The organism is Dokdonia sp. MED134 (assembly GCF_000152925.2).
In the GTDB taxonomy this organism is placed as follows: Bacteria; Bacteroidota; Bacteroidia; order Flavobacteriales; family Flavobacteriaceae; genus Dokdonia.
Window position 1 is genome coordinate 1,011,037 of record NZ_CP009301.1, and the last position, 21,799, is coordinate 1,032,835.

Sequence of the window (21,799 nt, forward strand, 5' to 3'; positions counted from 1 at the left end):
CCTTAATAAGCGCACATAAAAAAAGCATCTGGTTACAGATGCTCTTTAAAAATATGTCGTTTATGGATACTAATAGGCAATATTAATAACTCCATCTACCGTAAGTACTTCTTCACTATCAATGACGTTTAATTATTTATAATTGGGATGTTAGAAAATACACCGTTAGTAATGGTGGCAGTGTCACCCTCACCATTATTATTTACCGCTGTAAATGAAAATGTTCCTGAAGTGACAAGATTATCTAGATCTATTTCGGTAATTGTTATTGATCCCGTGCCTCCAGAGAGACTCGTGATATAAGTTGTTAACACTGGGTCGTTTAAATCTCCCACGTCTGAGTATGCTCCGCTATTACCTATATTACCAGCTTCTAGATCTAGTGCATACGTACCTACACCGTCGTAAGTGTTTAATATTATAGAAATGCCTTGACCAGTGCTGTTTGCGGCGATTATACTAAAGGCTTCTATAGTTGTTGTCCCTATGGTTCCTTCTGTAGATGCGATAGCTTGAGAAGAGAACCCCTCTCCATTAACGCTGGCGGTAAAACTCCCAGTCGCAACGCTTACCGGGTCTGCCGCAAACTCACCTTCTAGCTGCTCGTCTTCACAAGAGGTTGTAGTAACCGAGGCTAGTATAAGTAATAAGTATATGAAATATAGTTTTTTCATCATTGTAGGATTTTAGTAACCTTAAACACAAACATAATCATTTTATTTGGACTGTTATACAAGCAATTTATGACTCCTTATGTGATCTAAGAATCTTGTTTTGCTCTTGCATTAGGTGCTCAATATTTGCTAAGAGTTCAATGTTTTTTGGTGTTTTCTCTTCCGTATTTTTTGGGTCTTCAGATTTGTCTTTAAATCTGTTAATCCCTTTTATGACTATAAATATAGTCAAAGCTATGATAACAAAATCTATCCCCACCTCTATGAGCTCACCATAGCCTATCGCAACAACATCTGCCTCATTTTCGGCGTCTCGTAAAATGTATTTTCGCTCCCGTAAATTAATACCGTCGGTAAGTAAAGAAAGTGGTGGCATTACCACCTTTTTTACTATAGTATTTACCACATTATTAAAAGCAGTACCTATGATGATACCCACTGCCATATCAACCATATTACCTTTTACGGCAAAATCTTTAAATTCTTGTATAAAACTCTTCATAGTATATAAATGTTAGAAAAACGCTTCAAGCAATTCTAGGCTGTTTAATAAACGGATTAATTGCTTGCAAAGAGTGTGTTGTTGTACGCTTTCGCGAAAGCGGAAACCTTATGTTTATTTATTCTCTTTTGGGACTCTGTACAGAAGCACTACTCCTACTGCAAAAAACAGTATAAGAAACACGATAGAGTAACGCATACTGCCGGTAATCTCTTCTATAAAACCATATAAGAACATCCCGATGATGATCCCTATTTTTTCGGCAACGTCATAAAAGCTAAAGTATGATGTTGTGTCATCTGTCTCTGGTAAAAACTTTGCATACGTAGACCTTGAGAGTGATTGTATACCTCCCATTACTAAACCTACAAAACCGGCAGTAATATAAAACTGGAAGGGCGTATACACAAAGTATGCCCAGGCACAAATTACAATCCAGATCACATTAATAATGACCAGTGCTTTTATGTTACCCACACGTGCCGAAAGTTTTGAAGTAAGTATAGCACCCAGCACTGCCACAAGTTGTATTAAAAGTATACTCACAATTAATCCCGTCGTGCGCTCGCTATCGCTACCCCACTCTAGTTCTTGCTCTCCAAAATATGCTGCAGCAAGCATCACTGTCTGTACCGCCATACTGTATACAAAGAAGGCAATAAGATATTTTTTAAGACGTAGCTGGTCTTGCATAGAAGACCAAATGGCTCTTAGTTCCTTAAAACCATTAAAGAACACATCTTTGGTAAGCTTTCCTTGCGCTTGATTTCCTTGAGGTAAGTAAGCGTAGGTATACTGGCTAAAACCTATCCACCAGACACCAGTAAGCACAAAAGACAGTCGCGTAGGGAAACCTTCGTCTTCAAAACCAAATGTTTCATACCCAAGTATCATTGCTAGACAAGCTATAAGTAATAGCACGCTCCCTATGTAGCCTAGGGAATACCCTTTTGCACTTATCTTATCGTGTTGCTCTGGATATGCTACATCTGGCAAGTATGAATTGTAAAAAACTAGACTCCCCCAGAAACCTATAAGTCCCAAGGCATATAACGTAAGGCTCAGGTATATATGCTCAAGGCTAAACCAGTACAAACCTATTGTAGAGAAAGCTCCTAGATAGCAGAAGAGTTTTAAAAAGAACTTTTTGTTACCCAGATAGTCTGCCACACCAGAGAGTATGGGAGATATGATAGCCACGACTAAAAATGCAATAGCAGTGGTGTAAAAAATAAGCGGACTACGACGTAACATCATCCCAAAAATCTCAATCTCTTCTATACCTGCTCCTCTAAACAGAGCACCATAAAACAAAGGGAATATAGCAGATGCGATGACAAGACTGTATGTAGAGTTTGCCCAGTCATAAAACGCCCAAGCGTTTAATAACTTCTTATCACCTTTTTTGAGTTGTTCTTTCATAGCACTAAAATAAAAAAGCTGTGCGAGTGCACAGCTTTTTAAACTATATATTATTGTAAATTCTTATTTGAAACTTGTCACTCCAAACTTTGCTGCCTCTGCTCTTGCCATAGGCGCTTTTGCAGTGAGGTTTGCAATACGCGAGTCTGATGATGGGTGCGTGCTTAATATTTGTGGTGGTGCTTGACCTCCACTAGCAGCTTTCATACGTTTCCATAACTCTGCAGCCTCATCTGGGTTGTAACCTGCTATAGCAGCAATTACAATACCTATCTCGTCTGCCTGTGTCTCGTGACTACGTGAGAAAGGAAGCATACCCCCTACTTGTGAGCCTACACCGTAAAGTTGCATTATCTGTTGTTGCTTGCTTTGCTCTTGCCCACTTACTGCTACTGCAGTGGCTACGGCACCAAATTGCTGTAACTGTGCAGCACTCATACGCTGTGCACCGTGATCTGCAAGTGCGTGCGCCAGCTCGTGCCCCATCACCATTGCAAGACCTGTCTCAGACTGTGTGATAGGTAATATACCTGTATACACTACAATCTTCCCACCTGGCATACACCACGCATTTACAGCTTCGTCTTTTACTAGGTTATATTCCCAGCGATAATCTTGTAAATAACCTGGCTCTCCCAGAGCTGTAAGGTAACGCTCTGCAGCTACAGCAATTTTCTCACCTACACTCTTTACCATATTTGCATCTGCCGTACCGGTGATGACATTATTTTCTGAAAGAAAGGCATCATATTGTTGAAAAGCCATCGGAAACAGCTGATCGTTACTTACGAAGTTAAGTGTCTTTTTTCCTGTAAAAGGGCTCGTCTTACAAGCACATACTAAGAGTACGGTCATTATAAGAACAAATGTATTTTTAAGTTTCATTGTAATAAGGTTTGATATTATTTATAAAAATACAGAAATGTTAAATACCACTTAGATGAAGCTCTGTGAAATCTTTCTTAATGATTAAAGCACAAGCTTTCGGGTCAAACTGCACATCTTCCATAGAAATTACTTCATTATCTAACTCTATAGTCGTTATCTCAAATGGTAATCCTATGAGGTGAATTCTAAAGGTATCATATGTAGTGATAAAGTCACCACGCTTGTGTTGCTGTATAATCCAGTCTTTTTCTCTACCTACCATTTTAAAAGTGCGGTAACTGTAACGATCCTTTTTATAATCGTATCCATCTTGAGCATCTTCATATAATTTTGAAGCATTTTTACCAAGACCGTAATACACCTCAAGTTCTACTTGCTCTATCTCGAGCTCACCTACATATTGCTGTATAGGGTACTTAGGTAAGATAGTTCCTTCTTTTACAAACATTGGGATCTCATCTATATCTGCATCTACCCATTGCTCCTTACCTCCTTTTACAGGAGTTTTTGTCCAGTAGTTATACCATTCTCCTCGAGGCACGTACATACGCCTACCTTTTGCATTAGGTTCTAAAATAGGACATACAAGGATGTGATGCCCAAAGATAAACTCATCTGTACGATAGTGCGTTTGTGCATCTTCTTGATCAAAATATACAAGAGGCTTTAGTAAAGGGGTCCCCTTCTTTATATACTCATAAAACATTGTATATAAATATGGGAGTAACCTATATCGTAAGCTTATAAACTTACGTGCAATGTCTGTCACACCCTCATCAAAAGTCCAAGGCTCTTGATCACCGTGATGACCAGAAGAGTGTGTTCTACAAAACGGGTGAAAAACACCTAGCTGTATCCACCTTGCATATAGCTCACCTGTAGGTTGCTCTGCAAAGCCTCCTATATCTGTACCTGTAAAGCTCATACCAGAGATACACATACGCTGTACCTGTATATTTGCTACCCATAGGTGCTCCCAGCTTGCGATATTATCTCCCGTCCAGCTACTTGTGTAACGCTGCGCGCCAGAGTAAGCAGATCGTGTGATTACAAATGGTCTCTTAGGGTAAGCAAATTTCTTAACACCCTCATAAGTGGCTCTCGCCATCTGTGTACCATAGATGTTATGCGCCTTATTATGACTACAAGGATGCCCGTCATAATTATGTCTCACATCTGCAGGAAAAGTTTTTCCTGGAACCTCCATCACTGCGGGCTCGTTCATATCATTCCAAACACCTTTTACACCTACTTCTTGTATGAGTTCTTTAAATAATCCAGCCCACCAGTCACGTACTTCAGGGTTTGTATAATCTGGGAAGTTACATTCACCTGGCCATACCTTACCTTTCATATAAGGACCATCTGCACGTTTACAGAAGTAGTCATTTTCTATTCCTTCTTGATATACCCAGTAATCTTTGTCTATCTTAATACCTGGATCTATAATAACGACTGTCTTAAAGCCGTCATCTGCAAGCTCCTTTACCATACGTTTTGGATCTGGGAAGTAGTCTTTGTTCCAAGTAAAACATCTCCAGCCGTCCATATAATCGATATCTAAATAAATACCATCACAAGGAATTTTTAGTTCTCTAAATTTATTTGCTATTGCTTTTACGTTACTTTCTGGAAAATAACTCCACTTACACTGGTGATAACCCAGTGCCCATAATGGTGGTAGCTCTGGCACTCCTGTTAGGTTAGTATAACTACCTACAACATCTGCCATTTCTGGACCATAAATAAAGTAGTAATTCATCTCACCACCTTGTGCCCAGAAGCTTGTAACACCCATACGTTCTTGACAGAAGTCAAAAAACGTTTTAAACGTATTATCAAAAAATATCCCGTAAGCCCTCTTTTGAGTAAGACCTATATAAAAAGGAACCGACTTATAAATAGGATCTTGATCCTTGCCAAAGGCATACTGGTCTGTCGCCCAGTTGTGTACTCTCTTTCCTCTTAAGTTTGAGTGCATAGGCTTATCACCCAGCCCATAATAGGACTCTGCGTGTTGTGCCTTTTTACTCATTTTTACAATATTCCCTCCGTACTCAAAGCTCTCCTCAAAGTGAAAACCTAACTCATCTTCATTTATAAGATTACCTTCTATGTCAAATATGGAAGTTTGTAAACTATTTTTTTCTATCCTTATTTTGAGCTTTGCAGTATGCACAAAATAATAAGCATCATCTTCCTCAAGCTCGAGGTGGTTGTACCCTCGTATACCATCCTCATCTATCGCATAAGAGAAGTCTGGCTCAAAAACACCGCCTGTTCCAAAGCGAAATCTAATCACACTGTCACGCAATACCGTGAGCTGGAGAATTACTTCATTTTGAGTTGTAAAATATAATATATCTGCATCCTTCTTAAAATCAACGACTTTATTTGGAAACTGGTTGCCTTTTTGCTGCAACTCTGTATTTGTAATCATATTTCTAAAATTTGGAGATTTCAAAATAAGGCTAACTCTTTGAGTTACCTCGTTAATAATTAAATACTTATTAACTCTAACGTTTTCGTACTATAAAAAGCGACGTTGATTTCCGCTTTCGCGAAAATTCTATCTCATTCAATCTCTTTTAACCTTATTATTATGGCATTATTAATCTGCCTTTAATTCAAAAATCACTCCCGATAAGGGCGGTACTGTAATAGATGTACTATGTGTTTTTCCGTTCCAGCCTTCGTTTATAACAGTTAGGTCTACATTTTTATAAGCCCCTGTACCCGAAAACTCTAACGCGTCGCTATTGAAAATTTCGCGAAAGCGTCCAAAAAATGGTACTCCAATGCGGTAATCTTCTCTCGGTACTGGTGTCATATTAAACACGCACACAATCACCGTTTTGGGATCATTACCCTTACGTATGTAACTCAGTACGGCATTCTTACTATCATCGTGAGCAATCCACTCAAAACCTGCGGGATCAAACTGCTTTTCGTACAGTGTAGGTGTACTTGTATACAATCCGTTTATAGCAGCAAAAGCCTTTTGCATATTGCTGTGTATTTCATAATCTAGCACATACCAGTCTAACTGATCTTGAAAATTCCACTCTGTACCTTGTCCAAACTCGCTCCCCATAAAGAGTAACTTTGCTCCTGGATGAGTATACATATATGTGTAGAGTAATCTAAGGTTTGCAAAGCGCTGCCACTCATCACCAGGCATACGCCCCAATATAGAACCCTTACCGTATACTACCTCATCGTGTGATAATGGTAGCATAAAGTTTTCTGTAAAACCATAGGTCATTGAGAAGGAAATCTCATTGTGATGGTGATTTCTGTAAATAGCATCTCTCTTAAAGTAGTTAAGTGTATCGTGCATCCACCCCATCATCCACTTCATACCAAAGCCTAAGCCTCCAGAAAATACCGGCTTGCTCACCATAGGAAAACTAGTAGACTCCTCTGCTATAATCTGGATATCTGGAAAAGCACCGTAAAGCGCCTCGTTAAGTTCTTTTAGTAAAGAGATAACGGCTAGGTTTTCTCTACCTCCTTGATCATTAGGTTCCCACTCTCCATCTTCTCTACTATAATCTAGATATAGCATAGATGCAACTGCATCTACCCTAAGCCCATCTACGTGGTATTGCTCTAGCCAGAACATTGCGTTACTTATGAGAAAACTACGTACCTCGTTACGTTCATAATTAAAGATGAGTGATTTCCAGTCTTGATGATATCCTTTTTTTCTATCTGGATGCTCGTAACAGGCTGTCCCATCAAAGTTACCCAGCCCGTGCGGATCTTCTGGAAAATGTGATGGCACCCAGTCTAAAATTACACCTATATCACTTGCGTGCAAGGCATCAATGAGTGTCATTAATTCTTCTGGATATCCAAATCTTGAGGTAGGTGCAAAATAACCAGTTACTTGATATCCCCAGCTAGGGTCATATGGATACTCCATAATAGGCATAAACTCTACGTGAGTAAAATTTAGCTTTTTTACATAGTCTACAAGTGTTGTTGCTAGCTCTGAATAACTCAGGCTGCGATTACCTTCTTCTTGCTTGCGACGCCAGGAGCCCAGGTGTAGCTCATAAACAGAAATAGGCGCATCTAGGCCGTTGTGTTTATGGCGCTTGTCCATCCACTTTTTATCCTTCCAGGTGTGGTTTGTTTTATAAACTACAGATGCTGTTTGTGGAGGATGCTCTGCTCTACGTGCATAAGGGTCTGCCTTTTCTGTTATAACGCCGTTGTGCGTAGCGTGAATTTTATATTTGTATAACTCTCCGTGGCCGATATCTGGTATAAAGCCTTCCCAAATACCGCTACTATCCCAGCGCACGTTAAGCTTATGCTCTCCATCTTGCCAGTGATTAAAATTTCCAACTACAGATACTTGTTGAGCACTAGGTGCCCATACTGCAAAGTAGGTTCCTTTTACACCCGCTCGCTCGCAAATGTGGCTTCCCAGTTTTTCATATAGTTTGTAATGCTTACCAGATTTGAATAGATCAACATCAAAATCTGTAAGCAAGCTATGTGATAGTACGTTGCTCATTAAATAATAGTTCCAGAAGGTATGGTAGCTCCGTTTCTAATCACAACAATACCGTCACGCACCACGTAAGTATCTGTCTCTATATCCTTGAGGTGCTTGCCACCAGTGATGCGCACGTCATCACCTATTTTTGCATTTTTATCTACAATACAATTGGTAAGAAAGCAGCGATCACCTATTCCTACGTGCGGTACTCCCTTTGCTCTGGCTTGATTTATTTCTTCTAGGTCTAAAAATCTGTTACTTCCCATTACATAACAACTCTCTAAAACAGTGCCTTTTCCTATACGTGATCGTATACCTATAATAGAGTTCTCAATGCGGCTGCCGTGCACGATACTCCCTTCTGCCACGATAGATTTTTCAAGTGTAGTTCCAGAGATTTTTGTGGGAGGTAATACACGAGGTCGTGTAAGAATGTTTTGCCCTTTGTTAAATAAATTAAACTTTGGTAAATCTGATGTGAGATCAATATTTGCTTCAAAAAACGAGTCTATATTTCCTATATCTGTCCAGTATCCCTCGTAAGCATAACTTAACACCTTGTGATTCTCTATAGACTGAGGAATGATTTCTTTACCAAAATCATTTGTATCTGTTCCCTCTAGCAACTCGATAAGTAAATCTTTATTAAAGATATAAATACCCATAGAGGCAAGGTAGTGTTTACCTTGTGCTGCCATAGCATCTGAGACTGGTGACTCCCAGTCTGGAAGTAAATCTGCAGATGGTTTTTCTATAAAGGATGCTATAGTATTGTCTTCGGCGGTTTTGAGAATCCCAAAAGAAGTAGCGTCTTTTGCATTAACAGGTAATGATGCGATACTAATCTTTGCATCTGCTTCAATATGCGCCTCAAGCATAGCATTAAAATCCATCTGGTACAGTTGGTCACCAGAGAGTATCATTATATACTCAGACTCATATCCTTTAAAATGATGTAAACTTTGCCTTACCGCATCTGCAGTACCTTGAAACCAACCTTTATTATGTGGTGTTTGCTCTGCTGCAAGTATATCTACAAAAGCCTCAGAAAAGTAAGAAAACTGATAGGTATGTTTGATATGCTTATTAAGCGATGCAGAGTTAAACTGCGTGAGCACAAACATTCTCTTTATATTAGAATTTATACAGTTTGAGATAGGGATATCTACAAGGCGATACTTCCCAGCAATAGGCACGGCAGGTTTTGAACGCTCTGCTGTGAGTGGATATAGTCTTGTTCCTTGACCGCCTCCTAATATAATGGCTACTACTTTTTTATTCATTTCTAATCGTTTTTTGAGGTTGGATTACTTGCTATTTTTTTATTGACTTGCCTGTTTTTACTGCTACTGGCTTAGGTTGTAATTCTTCATAGAGAGTCACATAAGTTCCTGCTGTATTCTCCCAGCTATGATCTATCTCCATCATTTGTTTTTGATTTGTTTTAAACTGTTTCTCTTCTCTAAAAAACACTTCGGCTCTGCCTATACTATAAACAATATCAAACACAGAAGTCTGATCGTGGCATAGACCGTGACCACCATCTCCTATATCTACCACTGTATCTTTAAGCCCTCCGGTACGTCTTACAATAGGTACACATCCATAACGCAAGCTATAAAGCTGGTTAAGACCACAAGGCTCTACTCTACTAGGCATTAAGAGAAAATCTGCTCCGGCATAAACCTGGTGTGACATACGCTCCTCATACCCTATGTGGGCATTAAACCTTCCCTTATGGGTGAATTTCAATTGTTCTAACTGTCCCTCAATCTCTGGTGCTCCACTACCTAGTAAAATGATGTTTATATCATACTCATTGAGCGCTTGCTCTATGGCTTCTGGAAGCAAGTCTGCTCCTTTTTCCCACACAAGCCTGCCTATAAACCCAAAAAGCGGTTTTGTGGCATCAAGTCCAAACTCTTCACATAAAGCTTCTTTATTTGCTTTTCTACCAGAAGCTCTTGATCTAATGGTAAAATTTTTAACTAAATATTCGTCTGTTTTGGGATCCCAAGTTTCGGTATCTATGCCATTGAGAATACCTACGCATTTTTGAGACTCGCTTCTTAGTAAACCTTCCAGTCCATTTGCCTGCTCTTTTAATTCTTCCATATATGATGGAGAAACCGTGTTTACTCTCCAGGCGCATTTTATCGCAGCGGCTAGAGGATTAATCTGTCCATACCAGTCGAGGAGCCCATACCTGCTTTCGCGAAAGCGTGGTAACATTGCAACACCGCTTTTATCAAAATTACCTTGATACTGGGCATTGTGTATTGAGAGTACTGTAGGGACAGACATTAACTTGTCAAACTCTGGACAATACTGCATCATAAACGGGATAAAACCTGTGTGATGATCGTGACAGTGTACCACTTCTGGTAAGGTCTCAAAGGTGAGTATCCATTGCAAAGCCACACGCTGGAAAGCAATAAAACGCAGCGCATCATCTTGATGACCATACACGCCAGCCCTATCTGTAAGGCCTTGCACGCGTATCACAAATAGCGGGAAGCCCAACTCATTATCTACATCTATAACTTCTGCTAGGTACGTTGTGCCATCTACTACAAGTTGGTGCGTAAAAACCACTCTACCGGTAGCGCGCTCTACCCACGTTGTTTTGTAATAAGGCATAATAACGGCAGCCTTATGGCCTATGCGGTTTTGATATTTTGGCAGTGCTCCCACAACATCTGCCAGACCTCCTACTTTTGCAACAGGATAACACTCGGCGCTTATGTGAAGTATTTTCATAGAGAGATTGTTAGTAATAGTCTTGTTAAATTTAACGTAAGTATTTAATCTACAGGCATCCTTTGCAATAAAATATGGTTAAAAAAGCCAATCTTTTGCTATTTCTACGCTTTCGCGAAAGCGTACACCCTCACAGTTACATTTAAGGGATGTAATTTTCTGAGTTCATTAACGACTCACTTTATAGCTTTACAGTAACTTTACATAAAAAAGAACATACAATGAAAAAGGTATTTATTTTAATGGCATTTGCAGCACTATTTACCAGCTGTAAAGGATCTGCTCAAGAGACTAAAAAAGAAACTTTTGAGGTAACAAAAACAGATGCTGAGTGGAAAGCGCAACTCACCCAAGAACAATATTATGTGCTACGCCAGGCGGGTACAGAACGTCCAGGCTCTAGCCCACTTAACTATATAAAGGAGGCAGGCACCTTTCACTGTGCTGGTTGTGACACACCACTTTTTAAAACAGCACATAAATTTGACAGTGGTACAGGCTGGCCAAGTTTTGATAGAGGTATAGAAGGTAACATAGCTTACAGTACAGATCGCAATCTAGGGTATACCAGAACAGAAGAGCACTGTGCTACCTGTGGAGGTCACTTAGGTCACGTTTTTAACGATGGTCCAAAAGCAACTACCGGAAAAAGACACTGCATAAACGGTGATGCACTTGTATTTGTACCATCTTCAAAATAAGAATAATGGCATATTCTATACAAAAAACCGAAGCAGAGTGGCTTGAAGAATTAGGTCCAGAACGCTATAAAATATTACGAGAGAAGGGCACAGAACGTCCTTTTACGGGCACCTATAATTTACATAATGAAGAAGGTGCCTATCACTGTGGTGCTTGTGACCAGAAGCTATTTGAAAGTGCAAGTAAATTTGACAGTGGTTGTGGGTGGCCTAGTTTTGATGAGTCTATACCTGGTACGGTAGAGTATGTACGTGATACCACACACGGTATGATACGTACAGAGATTTTATGTTCAAACTGTGGCTCACACCTAGGTCACGTTTTTGATGATGGACCTACAGCAAGCGGGCAGCGCTATTGTGTAAACTCATTAAGCATAGATTTTGAAAAATAGTACTCTAAGTAAATGAACTTAAATTAATAAAAAACCGAAGGTAAAAGCTTCGGTTTTTGTGTTTTATATATGACGGGATAATCCGTATTTTTGATCTCCAATAATTAGACTTAAAAAATTCTAGATATGAGCAAATATGATGTAATCGTTTTAGGAAGTGGTCCAGGCGGATATGTAACAGCAATACGTGCAAGCCAGTTAGGCTTAAAAACGGCGGTTGTTGAAAAAGAAAGCCTAGGAGGCGTTTGTTTGAACTGGGGATGTATCCCTACAAAAGCACTTCTTAAAAGTGCTCAGGTTTTTGAATACCTAAATCACGCAGAAGATTATGGTCTTAAAGCAACAGGTGTTGATAAAGACTTTACAGCAGTTGTAAAACGTAGTCGTGGTGTTGCAGAAGGAATGAGCAAAGGTGTTCAGTTCTTAATGAAGAAAAATAAGATAGACGTCATCAATGGTTTTGGAAAAATAAAGCCAGGTAAAAAGATAGATGTAGACGGTAAAGAATATAGCGCAGACCATATTATTATCGCAACGGGAGCTCGCTCACGTGAGTTACCTAACCTTAAACAAGATGGTGAGACGGTAATAGGATACCGCGAAGCAATGACGCTTAAGGAGCAGCCTAAATCTATGATTGTTGTAGGTTCTGGAGCAATAGGTATTGAGTTTGCAAGCTTTTATAACTCAATGGGTACAGAGGTTACCATTGTAGAGTATATGCCTCACGTTGTACCAGTAGAGGATGAGGATGTGTCAAAACAATTTGAACGCTCTCTTAAAAAAGCGGGTGTAAAAGTAATGACAGGATCATCTGTAGAGAAGGTAGAAAAAACTAAATCTGGAGTAAAAGCAACTGTAAAAACTAAAAAAGGAGAAGAGACACTAGAGGCAGATATCGTTCTTAGTGCTGTAGGTATTAAAACTAATATCGAGAATATAGGACTAGAAGATGTAGGCATCGTTACAGATAAAGATAAGATCATTGTAAACGACTGGTACCAGACTAATATGCCAGGTTACTACGCAATAGGTGATGTAACTCCTGGACCTGCACTCGCACACGTTGCCTCTGCAGAAGGGATTACTTGTGTAGAGAAAATCGCAGGTATGCACGCCGAAAAAATAGACTACTCAAACATTCCAGGATGTACTTATGCATCACCAGAGATTGCATCTGTAGGAATGACAGAAAAGCAAGCAAAAGAAGCTGGTTACGAACTTAAAGTGGGTAAATTCCCATTCTCTGCTTCTGGTAAAGCAAGTGCTTCTGGTGCAAAAGATGGGTTTGTAAAAGTAATCTTTGACGCAAAGTATGGAGAGTGGCTAGGATGCCATATGATAGGAGCTGGTGTAACAGATATGATTGCAGAGGCTGTACTAGGTCGTAAACTAGAAACTACAGGTCACGAAGTACTTAAAACCATTCACCCACACCCTACTATGAGTGAGGCTGTGATGGAAGCCGTGGCAGATGCTTATGATGAAGTAATTCACCTATAAGCTTCTTACATTAAGAACATAAAAAAAGCTTCGCATTGCGAGGCTTTTTTTATGCTATACTAACTGGATTGTTATTGCTCCATTAAGAAATTCTCTATTGCAAGATTGTAGCTTTTAAGCCCAAAACCTACAATGATACCCTTTGCATACTTAGATAAGTATGAGTGATGTCTAAACTCCTCTCTTGCAAAAGTATTTGAGATATGTACCTCTATCACCGGTATCGAGATAGACGCCACAGCATCTCCTAGGCCCACAGAAGTATGTGTATAAGCCGCTCCATTAAGCACTACCCCATCAAAGCTTTCATTTGCCTCGTGCAATTTTGAGATAAGCTCACCCTCTATATTACTTTGATAATAACTAAGCTCAGTATCTTTATACTTAAACTGTAACCGGGTAAAATAATCTTCAAAAGTTTCAGAACCGTAAATTTCTGGTTCGCGCTTCCCTAGCATATTAAGATTAGGACCGTTTATTATAAGAATTTTCATAAAGTATGGTTGATGTACGCTTTCGCGAAAGCATAAAAATACAGTAATCTCACGCATAAAAAAAGCGCCTCATATCGAGGCGCTCTTCTACATTTTGTCTTTTCAAGTTTTTAAAACGCAAATCCAGCTCCTATCATAAATACTCTATTACGTGCGTCTATGTCAAAACCTCCTAGATCTTCACTACTAAAAACGTCAGAGAGTCCTAAGTTGTAACGTGCATTAAAAAACAAACCATTGTTTAACTTATAACCTAAACCTCCTACAACACCAAAGTCTACAGTGTTTATGGCATCACTATTAAAGTTTATATCGCCAGAGTCTCCATCAGGATTAGAATCAATCTCGCTGTTTATGTTAAAACCTATTTGTGGTCCTACCTCACCATAAAACCCATCTACAAAATAATATTTTGCAAGCACAGGCACGTTAATATAATCTAGTTGAAACTCTACATCATCTGCATCTTCATTGCTTTGGATATCATACCCTTGCCCTGAATAATACACCTCTGGTTGAAGTGAAAATTTGTCTGTTAACGGCACCTCTACAAAGCCTCCTATATGAAAACTCGTTCTTGCATCTGGATCATCAAAATCATCACCTCCTACGGTTGCAAAGTTAACGCCTCCTTTTGCTCCAAACGACACCTCTTCTTGGGCCTGTACTGCTGTTACAGATAATAAAATGGCACTTGCTGCTACAATTAATTTTTTCATTTGATTTCTTTTTTAAAATTTTATACAAAGCTACCCAGCGAGTTGTTAATATGGTGTTACGCCCATTGTAAACAGTTGTTAAATGAATTTTACTAGCACAAAAAGTGAAGAGAGGTTTTAAATTATACATTGAGGTTGTATTTTCACTTACGTGAAATGGGAGACCGCAATAACTAATTATAAGAATTATCTACGCATAGAGCGTGGCCTGTCTGACAATACTATAGACAATTATGCCCGTGATCTAAAAAAGCTCACGCGCTACCTTGAGCAACTAGAAAACTCCATAAACCCGTTGCAAATTACTCGCGAAGACCTTCAAGAGTTTATTTATACTATCGCAAAAGAAGTTCAAGCAAGATCACAAGCACGTGTTATCTCTGGTCTTAAAGGTTTTTTTAATTATCTAGTTTTTGAAGATTATCGCACAGATAACCCTATAGATCTTATAGAATCGCCAAAAATAGGTCGCAAGCTACCAGATACCTTATCTGAAGAAGAAATAGATGCCCTTATAGATGCCATAGACCTAGGTAAACCTCAAGGAGAACGCAATAGAGCAATGCTAGAGACACTCTATTCTTGCGGGCTACGTGTAACAGAGCTTATCTCTCTTAAACTTTCTGATCTATACTTTGAAGAAGGTTTTATAAACGTTGTAGGTAAAGGAGATAAGCAACGTTTTGTCCCCATAAGCGAGCATACCCAGAAGTATATTAATATCTATCGTAATGAATTGCGCAATCACATAGATGTAAAACCAGAGCACGTAGATATTTTATTTTTAAATAGACGTGGGAGACAGCTCACCAGGGCAATGATTTTTACAATTATAAAAGATCTTGCGATCAAGGCAGATATAAAGAAAAATATAAGTCCGCATACGTTTAGACACAGTTTTGCTACACACTTGTTACAAAATGGCGCCGACTTGAGAAGCATACAGCAAATGCTAGGTCACGAGAGTATCACCACCACAGAAATCTATATGCACGTAGACCGTAATGACCTCGCCCGTGAGATGGCAAAATTTCACCCACGTGGTAAATAATAGCTAGACTTAGCAGTTATATGGTATGAAAGAGGTTTTATTACGCTTTCGCGAAAGCGTACTTACAACTAGTCTACAAGCATAAGTTCTTCTTGTCGTCCAGACACGTATCTAAAACCGTTTTCGCCCCAAAAGCCTGCTTCTTCTAGCATAATACGTATGTCTTTATTCCACTCTGGTATTTTTACCGTCGTATTAAGCTCTATGGCGTAGCCCGTATTTTCATAAAGCGGATAATCACCCGTACCTGGCACACCTCCTTGAGAATCCCACATACCTATAGTAGGGCCCGCAGCGTGACCATACATCCCTAGCGGATGCGTATAAATAGATGGTCTCAAGCCTGCTTCTTTACCTTCTTTAAGTGCGGCGAGTAAAATCTCGTTACCAGATCTACCCGTCTCAAAATTAGAAGTGAGTATGTCTTGTATCTTATTACCGTCTTTAAAAGCTTTAATTAAGAAATCTGGCGCTTTTGTCTCACCATCTTTTGGCACATAAGCGTGCTGCTGGCAGTCTGTATTAAGACGTAAGTAAGTGATCCCAAAATCACAGTGTATTAAATCTCCCTTTTGTATAATCTTACCCTCTGGCCTGTTTGAGAAAGAAACGATGTGACTCTCTAGCTTCTCTTCTGAGCGTTGTATATCTACCGTAGGGTGAAACCAGGTCTCAAGTCCCATATCTGTTACGCGCTGTCTTAAATACCACACCACATCATCTGTACTAGTTACGTCTGGCGTTATGACCTTTGCACTAAAGGCATCTTTAATAATATCGTGGGTGATATCTACTAGCTGCTCAAAGTAGCCTACCTCTAGAGCAGTACGAGTTTCTAACCAGCCTACGGCAAGCTGCTCTGCAGAGACAACTTTTGCTTGTTGTGCAGGAGTTAGTCTACTTATGAAAGCATCATAATCTGTTTTTACAACACCATCTGCAAGTCCATAATTATCTGAGTAGTTAAGACCTATTTTAGAAGGGCTATGTTTTTCTATAATCTCTAGTAGTCGCTGCCACTGGTCTGGTTGCTTTTCTTTATCCCAGGCAGAGATAATATTTTTACCCACATTATAACGAGCTACTGCTAGTTTTTCTATCGTGTTTGCCTTTTTATCTCTGTAAAAAACTAAGATTGTCCTCCTACGGGCGTTGAGCCAGGTAGATGGTAACATCGTCTTAAGTACTGGATCTTCATTATACTCCCTAGAGATAACCACCCACATATCTATATCTACACGATCCATAAGCTTAGGGAGTAAGTTATTAAACCTATCTGCCAGCACCTCATCTATTACAGTTGCTCTATCTCTTTCTGATAAAACCTGACTGGTGCTAATGGTTGTTATAAATAAAAGCGCTAGTACTATTAATCTTCTCATAAGGTGATCTGTTTTATGGACTTAAATGTACTAAAAACAAAAAGGAGCATTTTAAAAAAAATGCTCCTTTTTATAAACTTAGATCAATAAATGCTATTTACCATCGTCATCTTTATTCTTTTTACGCTTTTTCTTTTTGCGCTTCTCTTGTCTTTTCTCTTTATCGTATTTCTTTTTTTCTTTACCAAACTCCTCTTCGGTAAGGATTTTTTCTACTTGCTCTTCTGTAAATACTTCTTTTAAAGACGTTTCAAATTTTTTGCGTTCTGCATTAATAAGCTCTCTTTTTGCATCAAATTTGAGATTCTCATCATACCCTATATTTACAGTAGCTGTATAATAATCTTTGAGGTAACTTTTAAGTACTTCTTTTGTAAAGACATCTATATCTAGTATTTCTTGATACATATCTGCACGCTCTATACTAAGTAAATTTACGTCTGGTTTTTCTGGTTCTCCAGCGTCTTGCTGTCTTGCGGGTGGTGAGTATCCACGTTGTCCTCTCTGTATGCTCCCGAGGTTTTGCGCGTATATGGTAGACGAGCCAGCGATTAAAAAGATAAGTGCGAATAAACGAAAATTCATTGTTCTATATTTTTTGCAAATATGCATATTTATTTTTTCTTTTCTCTTTTCAATAATGGTGCCTAACTATTTCTAATCCTTAATTACATCTAAAATTTCTGGTAAAATAGTAAGTGCCGTGAGTGCAATAGCACCCCCTAGATTTTTGTGCTCTGCGGCTTTTGCTTGCTTGCGTTGTGCTCTTTGTGCTTGTCTCTCCTCTTTTGGGGTTGTTGGAACTTTGGCTACCTCAACTTCTTGTACTACAAGATTTGTCTCACTTACTTTTTTATAAACGCTAGTAACAGATTTTGCTTGCGCTGGCTCTTGATGTACGCCACTACCACGTATCATTATCACATTACTCACTACATCTTCATCATAATTTGCTTCTGTAAGATCATATGCCAGAGCTATACCATCTGCCTTACTAACCTCTTTAAATGAGCCAGAAAACAGCTTCTCTACTCCTTCCTCTATCACTTTGCCTACGCTTACCTCTGTAAACGGTAATACAACTGCACTTACAGCACCATAAGTTCCTATAGCAATTTTATCTTCTGGCTCAAGTCTCTTTGTGAGTAGTTTTACACCTTGCTCAATATAAAATTTGTGATCTTGATGTATACCTGCACTGCCTGTCTCTACTAGTATATAAATCTGAACCGGATCATCTGCCGGATAATTATCTGCCGCATAGGTGATTAATTGTTCGGCTTTGAGTACAGTTGTTTGGGTTTGATCTTGAGTCTGCGCAGTCATTTGCATCATTACAAAAAGGACTACTGCCTGTGCTAGATATTTCATACTTGCTTGGTTTTAAATTTAGTATAAACTTATCTCAAATGTGATTTACACCCTATTAGTAATGAGTAAACGAGCCTTGGTGTTGAGTAAAGTGGTATGAATGTGATTACGCTTTCGCGAAAGCGTACTTAAAACCTATATCGTATCTAGGTATTTTGTTAAGGTCTGACCTCGCTGAATTTTACCAGTACTAGTGCGCTGAAATTGAGGAACCGAAATAATTTTACGAGGAAACTCATAAGGCTTAAACACCTTCATATCTTCTTCACTAATGTGAAAATCGTATGGTTCTTCTTGCTCTACAAAGAGAACTAACTGTTCTCCCAGACGATCATCTGGCATACCTGTAATGAAGTAAGGTACATCTATATAGGTAGCTAGTTTTCCTTCTACTTGCTCTGGATGTAATTTAACACCACCACTGTTAATGACATTATCTATGCGGCCTAGCCAGATAAATTTTTTATAGGTTATAATTTTTACAATATCATTAGTCACCACAGGATCTGAGCTCACGTAAGGTGCTTTTATTACTAAGCAACTGCGCTCATCTGCCTCTATAGTTACTTTATCTAGTACTTTAAAAGGTATAAGGCTGTCTTTATTCTTTTTTGAGTTGACACGCCTCGCGGCTATATGAGTTACGGTTTCTGTCATTCCGTAAGTTTCATAAATCTTAGTTGCGAGTCCCTGCACTCTACTTTTAAGCGCTGGTGAAATTGCTCCTCCACCTACAATGAGTTTAGAGAGCAGATGCAATCTAGACAGGGAGTTATCTAGTTGAAAAGGTGTCATAGCACAAAAGTCGTATCTCCTATATATATTATCTAGTGGATTTGACTTAGGTTGTGCCATATCAATACGCCAGCCTAAAACCATTGCTCGTACAAGCATCATTTTACCTGCTATATAATGTGCTGGCAAACATAAAAGAGCTGTGGTTTTTTCATACACATCAAAGTGCTTTGCCGTAGCTCTAGCACTATTAATCATATGAAGCTTATCTATTTTAATAGGCTTAGGGTCACCGGTAGAACCAGAAGTTTGTACGGTTACGTACTTCTTTTTATCAAGCCACTCTAGTAAAAACTCGCCTACAGACTCCTCATAAGGTTCTCCTTCTTTTATAAAACCATAGGCCTGCGCCTTGAGCGTGGCCTTTGTATGAGAAGATCCGTTAAGTTTAAACTTAGGGTGCAAAAATTTATGTCTATCTGTTGCATATAACATATGCATTAAAAATAAGTCTTACTTGTAAAATATAAGTTAGTAAGATGTAAACCTTGTATTAAATTATGAAATAGTAGTGGCTGGTGGGTGTACTGCACCTGTTAATTTTTCTTTCCAGTTAGACCATTTATATTTTTTGGCTAGTATAAAAAGAAATATAGGGTAGACTATAAGTACTGGTAGTACGAGCTCCACACCCGTATCTGCCTGACCTACAGATTTAAAAATAGCATCTGTTTGCAATGCTGAGTACTCATAGGTAAGTAATGTTGCTGCTAGTAAGTTATTACCAAAATGAAAACCTAGAGCTAACTCCATACCATCATCCATAAGTGTCATTATACCTAATAGTAAGCCAGTACCTATGTAGAAGACCATAGTGATTGCCCCCAGCTCTGCCACTTCTGGATTTGCCCAATGAAAAATACCAAAAAGTACCGATGTCAATACAAGTGGGAACCACCTATTGCGCGCCATTATACCTACTTGTTGCATCACATACCCCCTAAAAAGGTACTCCTCTAGACCTATCTGAAAAGGAAAAAACACTAAACCTATAAGAACAAGTATACCAAACTTAGAACTATCAAACTGTAGTACATAATCTTCTGGTGTCATATAATAGACAATCCCAAAACTTACCACTGTATAAATAAACACCATCATAAAACTAAAGAAAATGCGACTCCAGTCTACTTTCTTTCTTGCTGTTGTTAAGCTTAATATACTGCGTTTATGTAGTGCCCAGACGAGTAAAAACAATACTGCTAGGATAGGTATAAATACGGCAAGATTAAATGCGAGCAATAAGTTTTTTGACTTAAAAAGTCGCATCATATCATCCATCGCAGCTTGTGGGTCTACATCTACGAAAAGGAAAAACAACAGGTTTGAAATAAAAATACCCATTGTAAGTATGCAGGTTATGACAAATTTCCAAGTTTCGTTTTCTCCTTTATAGGCTTGTTCTATAAACATAAATTATATTTTAAAATCCCAAGATAGCTCAGGGTTCATTTTTAAGGTTCCGTTTGTTACTTCTAGTGGCGAAGATATATTATTTGTAAATAGGCTCCCCGTGCCTAGACCTTGAGGTCCTTGCGCACCTAGCTTATACGTCCACTGGGCTATGGCATTAAGCCCTACATTACTCTCAAGAGCAGAGGTTATCCACCAGCCTATGTCGCGCTTTTTTGCCTCTTCTATCCACTCCTCACTTCCTTTAAAACCTCCTACAAAGCTAGGTTTTAAAATTATATATTGTGGTTTAATACTGTCTAGTACCTTACGCTTATCTTCCAGGTTTGTTACACCTATTAACTCTTCATCTAGCGCGATAGGTACTGGAGTACTCGCACAGAGTGCAGCCATATCATCCCACTGCTTTGTAGCGATAGGTTGCTCAATAGAGTGTATATCAAGAGCTGCAAGTTCTTTTAATACGCTTTGGACAGTTTCCTTTGTAAAACCTCCATTTGCATCTACACGCAACGTGAGTTTACTAGCGTCGTGATCTTTACGTATAGAAGATAATATGGCAAGCTCTTCTTTAAAGTCTATGGCTCCTATTTTCATTTTAATGCAATTAAAGCCTTGCATTAATTTTTCTGAGACTTGCTCACGCATAAAGGACTCGTCTCCCATCCATACCAATCCATTAATGGAAATTGCATCTTTGCCTGTTGTAAATTCAGAAGAATATATATGGTAAGGATCTTTTGCTTTAAGTGACATAAATGCCATTTCTACACCAGCTTGTATACTGGGAAAATCTCTTAGTGCTTCCCATAATTTATCTGGACCCTGTGAGATGTGATCACACGTCCATTTAAGCATAGACTCATACTCTGGAACATCATCATAACTAAGACCCCGTAAAATACCGCACTCCCCTACACCATAATTCTTGCCATCTTGTATAATTAAATACCAGGTCTCTTTTGTGCGTAATACACCTCTAGAGGTGCCACTAGGTCTTTTAAACTCTAGTATATGTTTTTTATAACTTGCTTTCAAAAGTCAATTTTTATCGTAAAAATAGCTATTGCAGTCCACTCTTAACGCTAGTATGTGCAGACATTATTAGGTTTTTAACTATTAAAAATCGCTCTTTTAACACCATTATCCTATGTGTGCATAGTTTAATAAATAGTTATCAAGAACAAATTATTGACTCTAAAAATTGTATTTTATT

The 21,799-nt window shown here is 38.8% G+C and carries 20 protein-coding genes; 4 read left to right on the plus strand and 16 right to left on the minus strand.

The genetic code is table 11. The features are described 5' to 3' along the window. Positions 1 to 128: 128 nt before the first annotated feature. The 8 genes from MED134_RS04440 to MED134_RS04475 all read right to left on the minus strand — a co-directional run bounded on the left by MED134_RS04440 (position 129) and on the right by MED134_RS04475 (position 10,759). Positions 129 to 677 carry a DUF6252 family protein gene (locus tag MED134_RS04440; protein ID WP_021778563.1) on the minus strand — a complete coding sequence of 183 codons (549 nt, stop codon included), beginning with the start codon at positions 675 to 677 and terminating at the stop codon, positions 129 to 131. 64 nt (positions 678 to 741) lie between these two features. Further along, positions 742 to 1,176: a large-conductance mechanosensitive channel protein MscL gene (gene mscL, locus MED134_RS04445; RefSeq protein WP_021778562.1), complete on the minus strand. Its 435-nt coding sequence runs from the start codon at positions 1,174 to 1,176 to the stop codon at positions 742 to 744. Between the two features lie 114 nt (positions 1,177 to 1,290). Beyond that, positions 1,291 to 2,598, minus strand: a complete 1,308-nt coding sequence (locus MED134_RS04450; RefSeq protein WP_021778561.1) for an MFS transporter — start codon at positions 2,596 to 2,598, stop codon at positions 1,291 to 1,293. A gap of 63 nt (positions 2,599 to 2,661) precedes the next feature. After that, positions 2,662 to 3,483: a M48 family metallopeptidase gene (locus MED134_RS04455; RefSeq protein ID WP_021778560.1), complete on the minus strand. Its 822-nt coding sequence runs from the start codon at positions 3,481 to 3,483 to the stop codon at positions 2,662 to 2,664. 40 nt (positions 3,484 to 3,523) lie between these two features. Beyond that, a complete protein-coding gene (locus MED134_RS04460; RefSeq protein ID WP_021778559.1) occupies positions 3,524 to 5,926 on the minus strand; it encodes a glycoside hydrolase family 31 protein in 2,403 nt (800 codons plus the stop codon). A 171-nt stretch (positions 5,927 to 6,097) separates the two neighbouring features. Further along, a complete protein-coding gene (glgB, locus tag MED134_RS04465; RefSeq protein ID WP_021778558.1) occupies positions 6,098 to 8,014 on the minus strand; it encodes a 1,4-alpha-glucan branching protein GlgB in 1,917 nt (638 codons plus the stop codon). Next, a complete protein-coding gene (locus MED134_RS04470; protein WP_021778557.1) occupies positions 8,014 to 9,282 on the minus strand; it encodes a glucose-1-phosphate adenylyltransferase in 1,269 nt (422 codons plus the stop codon). The genes glgB and MED134_RS04470 overlap by 1 nt, the downstream gene beginning before the upstream one ends. 31 nt (positions 9,283 to 9,313) lie before the next feature. Next, on the minus strand, positions 9,314 to 10,759 hold the full coding sequence (locus tag MED134_RS04475) for a glycogen synthase (protein WP_021778556.1): 1,446 nt from the start codon (positions 10,757 to 10,759) through the stop codon (positions 9,314 to 9,316). 221 nt (positions 10,760 to 10,980) lie between these two features. Here MED134_RS04475 and msrB (MED134_RS04480) point away from each other — a divergent pair, with 221 nt between their 5' ends. The 3 genes from msrB (MED134_RS04480) (at position 10,981) to lpdA (ending at position 13,358) form a co-directional block, all read left to right on the plus strand. Next, on the plus strand, positions 10,981 to 11,460 hold the full coding sequence (gene msrB, locus MED134_RS04480; protein WP_038597101.1) for a peptide-methionine (R)-S-oxide reductase MsrB: 480 nt from the start codon (positions 10,981 to 10,983) through the stop codon (positions 11,458 to 11,460). Positions 11,461 to 11,465: 5 nt separating this feature from the next. After that, positions 11,466 to 11,855 carry a peptide-methionine (R)-S-oxide reductase MsrB gene (msrB, locus tag MED134_RS04485; RefSeq protein ID WP_021778554.1) on the plus strand — a complete coding sequence of 130 codons (390 nt, stop codon included), beginning with the start codon at positions 11,466 to 11,468 and terminating at the stop codon, positions 11,853 to 11,855. Between the two features lie 126 nt (positions 11,856 to 11,981). Next, positions 11,982 to 13,358, plus strand: a complete 1,377-nt coding sequence (gene lpdA, locus MED134_RS04490; protein ID WP_021778553.1) for a dihydrolipoyl dehydrogenase — start codon at positions 11,982 to 11,984, stop codon at positions 13,356 to 13,358. A gap of 71 nt (positions 13,359 to 13,429) precedes the next feature. Here lpdA and aroQ read toward each other — a convergent pair whose 3' ends face one another. Continuing rightward, entirely contained in the window at positions 13,430 to 13,852 is a 423-nt protein-coding gene (gene aroQ, locus MED134_RS04495) for a type II 3-dehydroquinate dehydratase (RefSeq protein ID WP_038597104.1), read from the minus strand. 110 nt (positions 13,853 to 13,962) lie between these two features. Next, positions 13,963 to 14,571 (minus strand): porin family protein, encoded by a 609-nt coding sequence (locus tag MED134_RS04500; protein ID WP_021778551.1) that lies wholly within the window; start codon positions 14,569 to 14,571, stop codon positions 13,963 to 13,965. 151 nt (positions 14,572 to 14,722) lie between these two features. Here MED134_RS04500 and xerD point away from each other — a divergent pair, with 151 nt between their 5' ends. After that, a complete protein-coding gene (gene xerD / locus MED134_RS04505; RefSeq protein ID WP_021778550.1) occupies positions 14,723 to 15,622 on the plus strand; it encodes a site-specific tyrosine recombinase XerD in 900 nt (299 codons plus the stop codon). 68 nt (positions 15,623 to 15,690) lie between these two features. Here xerD and MED134_RS04510 read toward each other — a convergent pair whose 3' ends face one another. The 6 genes from MED134_RS04510 to MED134_RS04535 all read right to left on the minus strand — a co-directional run bounded on the left by MED134_RS04510 (position 15,691) and on the right by MED134_RS04535 (position 21,621). Further along, positions 15,691 to 17,004, minus strand: coding sequence for a M24 family metallopeptidase (locus MED134_RS04510; RefSeq protein WP_021778549.1), 1,314 nt, complete (start codon positions 17,002 to 17,004; stop codon positions 15,691 to 15,693). Between the two features lie 93 nt (positions 17,005 to 17,097). After that, on the minus strand, positions 17,098 to 17,589 hold the full coding sequence (locus MED134_RS04515) for a hypothetical protein (RefSeq protein ID WP_038597108.1): 492 nt from the start codon (positions 17,587 to 17,589) through the stop codon (positions 17,098 to 17,100). 72 nt (positions 17,590 to 17,661) lie between these two features. After that, entirely contained in the window at positions 17,662 to 18,375 is a 714-nt protein-coding gene (locus MED134_RS04520; RefSeq protein ID WP_021778547.1) for a hypothetical protein, read from the minus strand. Positions 18,376 to 18,510: 135 nt separating this feature from the next. Beyond that, positions 18,511 to 19,611 carry an AMP-binding protein gene (locus MED134_RS04525; protein ID WP_021778546.1) on the minus strand — a complete coding sequence of 367 codons (1,101 nt, stop codon included), beginning with the start codon at positions 19,609 to 19,611 and terminating at the stop codon, positions 18,511 to 18,513. Between the two features lie 57 nt (positions 19,612 to 19,668). Then, positions 19,669 to 20,583: a CPBP family intramembrane glutamic endopeptidase gene (locus tag MED134_RS04530; RefSeq protein WP_021778545.1), complete on the minus strand. Its 915-nt coding sequence runs from the start codon at positions 20,581 to 20,583 to the stop codon at positions 19,669 to 19,671. Between the two features lie 3 nt (positions 20,584 to 20,586). Then, complete coding sequence (locus tag MED134_RS04535; RefSeq protein WP_021778544.1) at positions 20,587 to 21,621, minus strand: o-succinylbenzoate synthase; 1,035 nt, start codon at positions 21,619 to 21,621, stop codon at positions 20,587 to 20,589. Positions 21,622 to 21,799: the final 178 nt, after the last annotated feature.